This is a genomic window from Hyphobacterium sp. (assembly GCF_965217055.1).
Taxonomy (GTDB): domain Bacteria; phylum Pseudomonadota; class Alphaproteobacteria; order Caulobacterales; family Maricaulaceae; genus Hyphobacterium.
In genome coordinates, this window is sequence record NZ_OZ244227.1 from 2,219,893 (window position 1) to 2,231,362 (window position 11,470).

At 61.6% G+C, this 11,470-nt stretch carries 14 protein-coding genes; 5 read left to right on the top strand and 9 right to left on the bottom strand.

Features of this window, described 5'->3' with window-relative positions; all coding sequences use genetic code 11:
- Positions 1-38: 38 nt before the first annotated feature.
- A complete protein-coding gene (locus tag ACOOFN_RS10975; protein WP_420431393.1) occupies positions 39-992 on the bottom strand; it encodes an NUDIX hydrolase in 954 nt (317 codons plus the stop codon).
- On the bottom strand, positions 989-1,573 hold the full coding sequence (locus ACOOFN_RS10980; protein WP_420431395.1) for a hydrolase: 585 nt from the start codon (positions 1,571-1,573) through the stop codon (positions 989-991). The genes ACOOFN_RS10975 and ACOOFN_RS10980 overlap by 4 nt, the downstream gene beginning before the upstream one ends.
- Before the next feature lie 153 nt (positions 1,574-1,726).
- Here ACOOFN_RS10980 and ACOOFN_RS10985 point away from each other — a divergent pair, with 153 nt between their 5' ends.
- Positions 1,727-2,569, top strand: coding sequence for a universal stress protein (locus ACOOFN_RS10985; protein WP_420431397.1), 843 nt, complete (start codon positions 1,727-1,729; stop codon positions 2,567-2,569).
- A 51-nt stretch (positions 2,570-2,620) separates the two neighbouring features.
- Positions 2,621-2,995 (top strand): hypothetical protein, encoded by a 375-nt coding sequence (locus ACOOFN_RS10990; RefSeq protein ID WP_420431399.1) that lies wholly within the window; start codon positions 2,621-2,623, stop codon positions 2,993-2,995.
- Here ACOOFN_RS10990 and ACOOFN_RS10995 read toward each other — a convergent pair.
- The 6 genes from ACOOFN_RS10995 to ACOOFN_RS11020 are packed head-to-tail and all read right to left on the bottom strand — an operon-like array spanning position 2,992 to position 7,982.
- The gene (locus ACOOFN_RS10995) at positions 2,992-3,981 is read right to left on the bottom strand and encodes a hypothetical protein (RefSeq protein WP_420431401.1); all 990 of its coding nucleotides are present in this window, start codon (positions 3,979-3,981) and stop codon (positions 2,992-2,994) included. The two genes, ACOOFN_RS10990 and ACOOFN_RS10995, sit on opposite strands and share 4 nt — an antisense overlap.
- A 9-nt stretch (positions 3,982-3,990) precedes the next feature.
- Positions 3,991-5,109: a beta-ketoacyl-ACP synthase III gene (locus ACOOFN_RS11000; protein ID WP_420431403.1), complete on the bottom strand. Its 1,119-nt coding sequence runs from the start codon at positions 5,107-5,109 to the stop codon at positions 3,991-3,993.
- The gene (locus ACOOFN_RS11005) at positions 5,106-6,227 is read right to left on the bottom strand and encodes a beta-ketoacyl-ACP synthase III (protein WP_420431405.1); all 1,122 of its coding nucleotides are present in this window, start codon (positions 6,225-6,227) and stop codon (positions 5,106-5,108) included. Before ACOOFN_RS11005 ends, ACOOFN_RS11000 begins: the two co-directional genes overlap by 4 nt.
- Positions 6,228-6,245: 18 nt before the next feature.
- The gene (locus ACOOFN_RS11010; RefSeq protein WP_420431407.1) at positions 6,246-6,443 is read right to left on the bottom strand and encodes a hypothetical protein; all 198 of its coding nucleotides are present in this window, start codon (positions 6,441-6,443) and stop codon (positions 6,246-6,248) included.
- A gap of 23 nt (positions 6,444-6,466) precedes the next feature.
- Entirely contained in the window at positions 6,467-7,075 is a 609-nt protein-coding gene (locus ACOOFN_RS11015; protein ID WP_420431409.1) for a DNA-3-methyladenine glycosylase I, read from the bottom strand.
- A gap of 46 nt (positions 7,076-7,121) precedes the next feature.
- Positions 7,122-7,982 carry a YgfZ/GcvT domain-containing protein gene (locus ACOOFN_RS11020; RefSeq protein WP_420431411.1) on the bottom strand — a complete coding sequence of 287 codons (861 nt, stop codon included), beginning with the start codon at positions 7,980-7,982 and terminating at the stop codon, positions 7,122-7,124.
- Between ACOOFN_RS11020 and ACOOFN_RS11025 the strand changes: the two genes are divergently transcribed.
- Genes ACOOFN_RS11025 through ACOOFN_RS11035 form a run of 3 tightly spaced genes read left to right on the top strand, consistent with a single transcriptional unit; the run spans position 7,963 to position 11,026 of the window.
- Positions 7,963-8,922 (top strand): glycosyltransferase family 9 protein, encoded by a 960-nt coding sequence (locus tag ACOOFN_RS11025; protein ID WP_420431413.1) that lies wholly within the window; start codon positions 7,963-7,965, stop codon positions 8,920-8,922. The two genes, ACOOFN_RS11020 and ACOOFN_RS11025, sit on opposite strands and share 20 nt — an antisense overlap.
- Complete coding sequence (locus tag ACOOFN_RS11030; RefSeq protein ID WP_420431415.1) at positions 8,919-10,262, top strand: dihydroorotase; 1,344 nt, start codon at positions 8,919-8,921, stop codon at positions 10,260-10,262. Before ACOOFN_RS11025 ends, ACOOFN_RS11030 begins: the two co-directional genes overlap by 4 nt.
- A complete protein-coding gene (locus tag ACOOFN_RS11035; RefSeq protein ID WP_420431417.1) occupies positions 10,262-11,026 on the top strand; it encodes a hypothetical protein in 765 nt (254 codons plus the stop codon). Before ACOOFN_RS11030 ends, ACOOFN_RS11035 begins: the two co-directional genes overlap by 1 nt.
- Here ACOOFN_RS11035 and ACOOFN_RS11040 read toward each other — a convergent pair.
- Positions 11,023-11,451, bottom strand: coding sequence for a TIGR02301 family protein (locus ACOOFN_RS11040; protein ID WP_420431419.1), 429 nt, complete (start codon positions 11,449-11,451; stop codon positions 11,023-11,025). The two genes, ACOOFN_RS11035 and ACOOFN_RS11040, sit on opposite strands and share 4 nt — an antisense overlap.
- Positions 11,452-11,470 lie beyond the last annotated feature (19 nt).

Genomic DNA, 11,470 nt, shown 5'->3' on the forward strand with positions numbered 1-11,470 from the left:
CGCCCGGGGGTATCGTCAAGAGATTTGCGACGAAAGGATCAGTTCAGTCTCGGCGTGGAAATGCCGGTCGCCTGCGCTTCACGCAAGGCTTCGCGACGGTAGCGGAAAAGCTCGGCAGGCCGGCCACCGGTTTGCGCCAGCATCTTGCCGGTGCCTTCCACAAAGCCGGTGCGCTCGAGCGCCCGCCGGAAGTTCTGTTTGTGCAGCGGGTAGCCGACAATGCCCTCGACGGTTTTTTGGAGGTGGGACAGCGTGAACCTTTCCGGCATCAGTTCGAACACGACGGGTCGGTACTTGAGCTTGCCGCGGAGTCGGCTGATCGCCGTCGCCATGATCCGGCGATGGTCCGAGGCCATGGGCTGCCCCACAGGCACACTTGTGTTTGCCGAATGCCGATCGCGCGCGGATTTCTCGATCAGACCGGCGCTGTACAGCAACTCATACCGGTCGAGACAGCGCTCCTCGTTCCAGCCGCGGCCATCGAGCCCGAAGGTAATTCGCGCGCGGTCGCGCCGGCTATCACGCCGGCCTTCGGTTTCCGCCTCGTCCACCCAGCGTCGAAGGGCCGGTTCGATGTGCTGGGACATGATCTCGGGTTTGCCCTGGCGCCAGTCTTCCCACGGAAAGTAGTGATACCAGCTGCGCCATTCGCCGCCACCGGCGGAGAGCGCCGTGGCCTCGGGTGTGAGTGCGAGATAGCCAACGGAAATTATCCGAGCCTCGGTGGAAGACGGCAGGTCGGCGAGCGGGGCTTCGCGACCGCGATCGCCAAAAGTGTACAATTGCTCGACATAGCCAAGCTGAAAATGTGCCTGTTCGCTGACCCATTCCCGCAAACCGATCTCGAATGTGCGGTGACGGGCCGGATCGAACGGGCCAAATGGCAATGACGGATCTGCACCTTCCCTTGGAATCACTAGAATTTGGGGGGCTTCCTCGCCCGCGGCTACGACCACCGCATTCAGTCCGATCACGACGGGCGGAAGGCTCATGCTGACCGCCTCTTCGGCGTCGTTGCGAGGTCCGCGGAAAGCGCTTCGAAGCGATCCAGGAACAGCGCTTGTGCCTTGTTCGGGGGCAGGGGACGAATCTGGACATCGAGGTCTGGCGGCACACGGCCGAAGAACTGGCGGGCCTCCTCTTCGCCAAAACCCGCGATCTGGATGGCTTCGAGATGCGCGCAGATGCGATCCGCCCGCTTGATCTTCCGTTTGACCTCGACCGGTGCCCGCGGGGGCAGCCCGAAGCGGATATGCACGGCGGCCTCCAGCCGGTCCTCGAATTCACGGTAGTTGACGCCGAGTGCTGACTTGAACGGGCTGATCATGTCGCCGATCACGTATTCCGAGGAATCGTGCAACAGCGCCGCCAGCCGCCAATGCGGTTGCAGCCTCGGATAGATATGACCGACGATCTGTTCAACAACGACGCTGTGCTCGGCAACGGAGAAGGCGTGTGCACCCTTCGTCTGGCCATTCCAGCGCGCGACCCGGGCCAGGCCGTGCGCAATGTCCTCGATTTCGATGTCGAGTGGTGAAGGGTCGAGCAGATCCAATCGGCGGCCCGACAGCATTCGCTGCCAGGCGCGAGATTGTTCACCCTTGGCATGTAGGCGCCTTGTCAATTCGCTTCGTCCTTGAATTATCTGCGGCTATGGGGTCTGTTCCTTCCTAATCCTGATAGGATTGATATCAAGCGACGGAATGCTGTTGGAACGGGGTGGGCGATGGCCAAAGAGCGAATCATAATCACGTTGCAGGGCGATGATGTGGATACTGTCCCGTCGCGGGTCGCTGCCCGCCTGGCATCGCGCTTCGACGCTACGCTGGACGCAATTCTGCTCGAGCCGGACCCGAGCGATTTCATGATGTGGGCGGGGCCGAGCGGTGCGGCCGCCTCCGTGATGGCCGGCGCATTGTCTTCGATCCAGCAGGAATCGGACATGTGTGCAGAGCGCGCAAAGAACACCTTCATCGATGCTCTGGAATACGCCGAATTGACTGCGGTGCGCGGACGGTTCCTGCGGATCTCCGATCAGCCCGCCGATGCAGCAGCGGAAACGCGATTATCGCGCCTGGTTGTCACCTCGCGGTTCGCGGCCTCCGGAAATGGTCCGCTCGCGGAACTGGTCACGGCTGTGCTGATCGACGAGCAAACCCCGATCTATGTTGCAAGCGATGAGGACGAGCCGCCAAAAAGCGTTGCGATTGGCTGGGATGGCTCGCGTGAAGCCGCGCGCGCAATTTATGCCGCGGCACCGCTGATTTCGGCTGCCGACAAGATCATCGTCCTGCAATCGAATCGCGGGCTCGAATACCGCGACCGTCGCACCGCATCTGTCGACCGCTTCTATGACTGGCTCTCCGTTCGTGGAAAGCGATCGGATACCGTCGATATCGACCAGTTCGAAGGCAGCGTCGGCGAGAGATTGCTGAAAGGCGCAGAGGGAATCGACCTGCTCGTCGCAGGCGCCTACGGACACTCGCGACTGCGCGAGTTCGTCTTCGGCGGCGTGACCCGGACGCTGATGGCTGCGACGGATGGTCCGGCATTGCTGCTGGCTCATTGACGGTCAGGGCCGGTGCGAGCTTAATTCGTCGGCATTAAGGAGAAAGATTCAATGGCGCTTTATCGGGTAGTGATGCGGTTGACGCGAAATCCCGGGACCAGTTTTCCGGACGGTGACGATCATCGCGGCTACACGATCGTAGCGCCGCTCGATGCGAGCGGTCATCTTGATCTGAAGTTATGGCGTGAAAACAAGGAAAAATGCATCGTTCTGCGTTTCTCGCCGGATGAAGACGAAAAAGCCGATGGCTGGCTCACGCATCGCGGCAGTCACTGGTATTTCCGCTATGATGAAGAGGATGAGGGCCCCGACGAGCCTGTATTCCGCCTTGGCGATCACGTGTTGCGCAAGGGCGAATACATCACCATTCACGAAGCGGACGGGGAAGACCTCACCCACAAGATCACGGATGTGGTGAAAGTCTAGTCGGTTTCCGCGACGACCAGGGCGAGGCGGTCGGCGTTCGGCGAGACCGCCAAGCGTGTGACCTCACCTTCGCCTAATGCTTGAAGGGATGCGACCGCGGACCACTCGCCGGCGTCCCCGAGCCGGAACATGAGCGTGCCATCGGAAGCGGAAAACCAGCCGGTCTCGCCCTGCGGCGTGGTGAAGACGGCATAGTCTTGCGCCTGACCCGGCAGCGAAAACAGTTCGATGACGGATCGATTGGCAAAATCGACGCGATTGACTGTCCAGCTATCGTCAGACTGGGGCAGGGTGAAATAGGCCGCTGTGCCGTCCGGTGATGTATAGAGCGCCCGGCCAATTCCGGTTGCAATCTCGGCTTGCTCACCGCTTTCGATATCAAACCAGAGCAGGGTGAACGGGTCGGTCAGCGCAAACAGCACGAGCTGGCGCTGGTCGCCCGACAAGGCGTAATAGCCTGCAGGCCCGTAAGGATGTATGGGCTCCGCATTGCCGCCTTCGAGCTGATGCCGCCAGGCCTGGCCGCCGACTTGTCCGGGGGGCTGGTGGATGTAGGTGACCGAGGCACCGTTTGGGGAAGGACGCGGTGAATACTCGCTCTCATCCGGCGTCCGCGTGATCGGGCGGATCTCACCGCCGGGTCCGCGGTAGTGAATGTCGGTGTTGGCGCCCGGGGATTCCGTCGTGAAATAAAACCCGCCAGCCGCGTCGAAAGCCGGCTGGTTGTCGTAGGAGCCAGCCGACGTGACAATGGCAAACTCGCCAAGCTGTGGCAGACCGTCGGTCCAGGCGATATCGGCCAGCGCGATGTCATTGGCGGGCAAGCCAACAGCAGCTGCTTCGTCTTCAGATGCCGCCGGCGTTTCTGTCTCTGCTGCTTCCTCTACGGGCGCCTCGCCTTGCGCGATCTCTGTGTCGGCGTCTTCCGGCGCGCTGCAGGCTGTCAGAACCAGAAGCATTGAGGTCGAGAGAAAGGCGGCGCGCATGACCGGCTCCTAGCGTTTTTCGATGATCGCGGCACCACAGCCATAACCGGCCCCGAAGGCGCACATCAGGCCGCGTTCGCCGGTTTTCATGTCCGCCGAATTGAGATCGAAGGTCATCAACACGCTCGAGGACGAGGTGTTGCCATATTCGTTCAGGATGATCGGCGCGGCATCGGCGTCGGGCTCACGCTCAAGCGCCTTCTTCACGACTGCCTGGACGATCCGGATATTGGCCTGGTGGAGCCAGCCGCGGCGAATGTCCTGCGGCTTGTAGCCGAGGTCTGCGATCAGTTGCGAGGAGACCGACGAGGCGAGCGGAATCACGTCACGGAAAACGCGATGGCCATCCTGGTCGACAAAGGCTTCGAATTCCTCGCCGTCCTCGAACTCGGTATGGTTCATGAAGCCGAAATCGGAGCGCAGAGCGTTCGACCATTTGGTTTCAAGGCGCACGCCCTGCAGCTCCCAGCCGCCGGGTTCGCGATCGCCCGCCTCAAGCAGCACGGCGGCGGCTGCATCGCCGAAAATGAAGTGAACCTCGCGGCGGCGGTAGTGATTGATCGCGCTCATGATTTCCGGGCAAACGATGAGGATTGCGTCGGCCTGGCCGGTGCGGATCAGTTCGCGCGCCTGCTGCATGGCGAAAATCGCGGAGGCACAGGCCATGGTCATGTCGAAAGCCCAGCCGCGGGTCATGCCGAGCGCGTTCTGGATCTCGACCGATACGGCGGGGAAATTGCGCTGCTGGGCGGAAGAGGCGACAATGACGCCGTCGATATCGTCAGCGGTGCGGCCCGCTTTTTCCAGAGCCTTGCGTGCCGCCGAAAGGCCGAATTCTGCCTGGAAAGCGAGGGCTTCCTTCTCGCGGTGCGGGATGCGCGGGCGCATGCGGTCGATGTCCATCAGGCCGACCTTGTCGACAACATGGCGGTTCAAGATGCCCGAGGCCTGTTCGATGAACTGCTCACTGGAGAACGGGATGGCATCGAGGTCACCGCGCTCGATGGCGGCGGCATTCTCTGTATTGAAACGTTCGGCGTAGGCGTTGAAGACCGCGACGAGTTCGGTGTTCGATATACTGGCTTCTGGCGCGGTCCAGCCGACCGAGCGGATAATGCAATCTCTCATGCTGCTCGTTTCTCCAAGATCACCGAACCAATGGAATAACCCGCTCCAAAAGAACAGAGCAGCCCCTTGTCCCCATTGGCGAAGCCGTCCGAATGGCGATGGAAGGCCACCAGGGATCCGGCACCGGCGGTGTTTGCAAATTCATCCAGGATGACCGGCGCTTCCTCTGCAGAGAATTCACGGTCGTAGACCTTCCGCGCGATCATCATGTTCATATTGATGTTGGCCTGGTGCAGCCAAAGCCGCTTCATGTCATTAGCCGCCAGCTGGTTCTGCTCGAGCTGGTCGAGGATCAGTTCGGCCACCATCGGGCAGACTTCCTTGAAAACCTTGCGGCCTTCCTGGACGAAATACCGGTCTTCGAATGAGGGCTCCGGCTTTTCGCTCGCGTTGAGGAACCCGAAATTCGAACGGATATTGTTCGAATAGGCCGTTTTCATTCGCGTATCGAGAATGGACCAGCCATCCTCGGCCCTGTCGTCGCGCTCAACCAGGAAGGCGACGGCGACATCGCCAAAAATGAAATGGCTGTCGCGATCCCGGAAATTGAGTTGCGGCGTTGTGATTTCCGGTGTCACGACCAGGATGGAGCGGGCTTGCCCGGTGGCGATGGAATTCACCGCGTTTATCAGGCCGAACGTTCCGGACGAGCAGGCAACACTCATATCGTAGCCGAATCCATCGATGCCGAGCGCGTGCTGAATCTCGATCGCGATACAGGGATAAGTCCGCTGCATGGTCGTTGCCGAGCAGATGACGCCGTCGACATCGTGCGCATTGCGGCCGGCCGACTCGAGTGCGTCGCGCGCCGCCGCGATTCCGGCTGCGGCCATGACCGAGATCTCATCATCATCGCGCCGGCGGACTTCCGGGCGCATCCGCGTAATATCGAGCACGCCCGCCTTGTCGATCGTGTAACGCGACTTGATGCCGGATGCCTTCTCGATGAATCCGGTCGAGGAGGGTGCCTTTGCCTCGATCTGACCGGAGGCAATTGCATCGGCATTGTCGGCATTCCATTGCTCGACCCACGCATTGTAGCATGCGACGAGCTCTTCATTGCTGACGCTTTCGGGCGGCGTCCAGAGGCCGCTGGAGCGAATGATTACACCGGTCATCTGGTTTCTTGCCCCTCGCTATCGCCCGTCCGGATCATAGACCGGTTGCCGGTCCTGGCGTTCCACTTCGCCGGTGCGCGGGTTCTCGCAAACCCATTCACCTCGTGCGACCGGATCGGTGGAGCGCGACTGCCGGCAATCGCGTTCCGAAATTTCCTGTGCGGTCAACTCATCGTCGCCGCCGGGTGGCCAGTTCAGCGTCGAACAGCTCGTCAAGCCAACAGCCAAAATGCAAGTGATCACAGCGCGGCGCATTCTCGATCTCCTATCGACCGGACTTCGGCATGGCGCGGGCACCCTATCAGGTGATCATTGACCATGCCGACAGCCTGCATGAAGGCATAGACGATAACAGGTCCGCAAAATTTGAAACCCCGCTTCTTCAGGTCCGCAGAAATCGCCTCGCTGAGCGGTGTTTTCGCCGGCACGTCAGCCATGGACGGCCAATGGTTCTGAAGCGGCTTGCCGTCGACATAGGACCAGAGATAGCCGGCAAAGTCCTCACCGTGCTCATGCATGTCGAGCCAGATCCGGGCCCCACCTATCGCGGCGTTGATCTTGGCAGCCGACCGGATGATGCCGGGATTGGCCAGTAATCGCGCTATGTCTTCATCACCGTACGCGGCCACTTTGTGCGGATCGAAACCATCAAAAGCTTCGCGGATCGTTTCGCGCTTGCGCAGAATGGTGATCCAGGCGAGGCCCGCCTGCATGCCATCCAGGACCAGCTTTTCCCAGAGCGCCCGCGAATCGTATTCGGGAACGCCCCATTCCTTGTCATGGTATGCGGCATAAAGCGGATCGCTGTCCGGTGCCCAGGGGCAACGCTTCAGTGTGGATGCGGTCATGCTCCGAGCTTTAGCGACGGTCTGCGAGCTTGGCGAGGCCCGCCTGTCAGTCGGTGCCGGGGAGATGCACTTCGACCGGTGTCCCGTCCACGGTGAGGGCGGCGTCCGCCTTTTCGAGACGGTCAGTGCGTATCCTGGCAATCGCGCAGCTTCCATCGACGGACGTCAGTTGGCCGATGACGAGATCGCCTGCGACCAGATCAGCGCCCGCCGGCAACATCTCGCCTGAGTCGGTAATCCGAACCGAACGCTTGCGGATGGTACCGCGGCGCTTCATGCGCGAGAGCACTTCCTGACCGATGAAGCAGCCCTTCTTCCAGCCAATGCCGCCAAAAAGATCGAGATTGACGTCCGTCGGGAAGACTTCCGCCTCGCCATAATCGCGGCCGAATGCCGGCACGCCCGCAGCGATTTCGAGCGTTGCCTGTCGGGCAGCAGCATCCGGGTCGTTGCCGGGCTCCAGGACAGCCCGGCGTGGCAAAGCGTCAGAGCGCGGATCGGGTTGCCCTGTCCCGACAATTACGGCGTGATCGCCTCCCAGTTCGATCTGGGCATCCGCTCGCAAGCGGTACAGGGTCAGCCGCTTCAAGAGGCTCTCCGCCGCTTCCCGCCACACGTCAATCCATACGCCGTCCTGCCGGCCGTGGACCAGGAAGTCGACGACGATCTTGCCTTGCGGTGTGAGCAGTGCGCCGGAGCGGATTTCGCCGGCGGCAAGGCCGCTCATATCGGTTGTGATCACCCGCTGAAGGAAATCGTGCGTGTCCTTGCCGGTGATGGATAAGACGACGCGGTCGGAGAGCTGGAAGGTGGACAATGTCATGCGTGCCATATGGCATTGAGCCTGCCGCTGGCCAAGGGGGCAGGCATGGGCTAATCCGCTCGCCATGAAGCGGATACTCTTCATCACCTCGACGCGGATCGGCGATGCCGTGATCAATTCCGGCGTGCTGGACCATCTCGTCCAGCAATATCCGGAAGCGCGCGTCACCGTGGCATGCGGCCCGCTCGCACAGCCGATTCTGGAACATACGCCCGGCCTGGAACGGCTGATCATCTTGCGCAAGAAGCCGCTCGGCCTGCACTGGCTGGGGCTGTGGCGGCGCGTGTTCGCGACCCGCTGGGACCTGGTTGTGGACCTTCGCGGATCAGCCATTGCCTTTGTGTTGCGGGCCCGCCGCCGCAACGTGCTGAAGCGGACCCGTGTGAAGATGCACAAGGTCAGGGAAGCGGCAGGCGTGATGCGCCTCGATCCACCGCCGGCCCCACGGATCTACCTGCCGGATGATGCGCGACAACGTGCATTGAAATGGATGCCTGCAGGCCGCGACTATCTGGTAGTCTGTCCCTCGGCGAGCCTGCCCTTCAAGATGTGGCCGGCAACCAATTTCGCCGAGGTTGTCGCCGAGCTGGTCTTACCCGGTGGTGCGATGGGCGGAGCCGGTGTGGTGATCGTTGGCGGACCGGGCGACGAGGATCATGCCGTCCCGATCATCAATGCATTGCCCGACGCCGGCGTGCTCGATCTGACCGGCAAGCTCTATCTCTCCGACGTCGCCGCGGTTGTGGAGCGAGCAAGGCTGTTCATCGGAAATGATTCCGGTGTCATGCACATTGCGGCTGCGATGGGCGCGCCGACACTGGGCCTGTTCGGGCCTTCCGATGAATTGCTGTATGGTCCCTATGGTGAAAAGTGCGCCACTGTTCGCGGGCCGCGCGGGCTGGAAGCCACATTGTCGGAATTTCCGAACTGGCGTCAGCATCCGTCGAGCCTGCTGGACGATTTGCGCGTGCCGGTCGTCATAGAGGCGGCGAAAAAACTACTGGAACGGACGGAGGAGGCATGAGCCGGACTTTCGATCTCATCATTCGCGGCGGCGAAATTGCCAACCACGCGGGGCGGGGACCAGGCGATGTCGGGGTGACCGACGGCAAGATTGCCGCAATCGGAGATCTGCGGCAGGCCGATGCCGGAGAGGTGTTCGACGCCAGCGGACTGACCGTTCTGCCGGGCGTCATCGACAGCCAGGTGCATTTCCGGGAGCCGGGTCTGGAATGGAAGGAAGATCTGCAATCGGGTTCGCTGGCGGCCGTCATGGGCGGTGTGACAGCGGTGTTCGAGATGCCGAATACCGAACCCACGACCACCGACCCGGACGCGCTCAATGACAAGCTGGCGCGTGCTGCGAACCGCATGCATTGCGATCATGCCTTCTTTGCCGGCGCGACGAACGAGAATGCCGAACTGCTGACCATCATGGAACAGATGCCCGGCTGCTGCGGCGTGAAGGTGTTCATGGGCGCCTCGACCGGCTCGCTGCTGGTTCAGGACGATGCCGGGGTCGAGCGGGTTTTGCGGGCGATCAAGCGGCGCGCGGCCTTCCATTCCGAGGACGAGTACCGGCTTGCCGACCGGCGCTCGCTGGCGCGCGACGGGGACTGGACGAGCCATCCCGACGTACGCGATGCCGAGGCGGCGATCCTGTCGACACGCCGCCTGGTGCGGATCGCGCGCGCGACGGGCAAACGCATTCATGTGCTGCACATTTCCACCAGGGAGGAAGTCGATTTCCTGCAGCAGCACCGCGATATTGCGAGCTGCGAGGTGACGCCGCAGCATCTCACCCTGACGGCGCCCGAAGCGTATGAAGAGCTCAAGGGATTTGCGCAGATGAATCCGCCGATCCGTTCGGCCGATCATGTCGCGGGGCTCTGGAAAGGCGTTGCACAGGGCCTGTTCGATGTTGTCGGCTCCGACCATGCGCCGCATACGCGGGAAGAGAAAGCCAAGCCCTATCCGCAAAGCCCGTCAGGCATGCCCGGCGTGCAGACGCTGGTGCCGATCATGCTGACCCATGTCGTCGAGGGCCGGATGAGCCTTGAACGCTTCATCGACCTGACAAGTCACGGTGCACAACGGATATTTGCCATCGCCAACAAGGGCCGGATGGCGGTCGGATGGGACGCCGATTTCACGCTGGTCGATCTCAAGGCTGAACGCGAGATCACCGAGGACTGGGTGGCGTCAAAATGCGGTTGGTCGCCCTTCACCGGGCAAATCGCCAAAGGATGGCCAATGGCGACGATCATCCGCGGCCAGACCGTTATGCGCGACGACGAGCTGGTCAAACCGGCGTCGGGCAAGCCGGTCCGCTTCATGGAGACGCTGCCGGAGGAGAGCGCCTGATGGGCGAACGCACGAGCTTCTATTTCTTCGACATCGACGAGAATATCCTCCACCTGCCGACCAAGGTTCACTTGCTGAACACGGTGACGGGTGAAGAAAAGACGATGTCGCAGCGCGAATTCGAAGGCATCCGCGCCTATCTCGGCGTGGCCGGCGACTGGGAAGACTGGGCGGCTCCGCCGGAAAAGGCGTTCCGTGAGTTTGCCGACGGCAAGGACCGGAACGGCGAGGAATACCTGCACCGTGATATCCGCCGCGCGCTCAAGACCGATCAATGGAAGGGTCCGTCCTGGGACATCTTCCGCTACGCGGTCCTGAAAAAGCGGCCTATCGCCGTTATCACTGCGCGGCAGCATTCCCGGACCACGATCAAGCAAGGCATCAACCTGCTATGCGAAGCCGGAGAAATTCCGGAGAATCCGAACTATGTCTCGATTTTCGGGGTATCCAACCCGAATGTGAAGGCAGAGCTTGGCGCACACCTGACAACGGCAGGCCTGAAACGCAAGGCGATCCGCATGTGCGTCGAACGCGGCCTGGATGCCTATGGGCGGGACCTGCCGCACAGTTTCGGCATGTCGGACGATGACCCCAAGAATGTCGATCTCATCACCTCGGCCATGCTCGAGTGCAAGATCGACTACCCGGACAAGCGTTTCTTCGTGATTTCCACGAACCGGCGCCAGCATGTGAAGCTGGAAGTGTTTCCACCGCACAAGGAAGAATCCAAGCTCCGCGCGGCCGAAGGCGATTATTACGGCTAGTCGAGCACTTCGTTGAGCAGCGCCTGGCTCATTTGTGCGCCGCGTCGGGCGAGGTTGCGGCGCTCGGCCTCGGCCTCGGCGCCGCAATTGATGCGTGCGCGCTGTTCAACCTGGTAACCGTCATTGAATGCGTCGATCAGACGGTCCCGGCGGTAGCCGGAGATCGGCGCTTCCAGCTCGAGCAATTCGATCATGCGGTCGCGCCATTGCTGGGTCTCGCTGCCCTCGCAGGCGTAGGCGAGGTAATGTAATTGCCCCAGCGTGTAAGCGAGATAGGGCAGTGCCCGTCCGGGATCACGAAAAGGGTCGGCACGGCTCTCTGCGTCATCGACGACAGGTGCCTCGACCGGCTGCGCCCCGGGCTTGGTCTGGGCCAGAACCGGCGCAGCCAGCATGACGGCAATAATGATGGCAAGCAGTCGCATTTCGTCTGTTTGGCGCAGG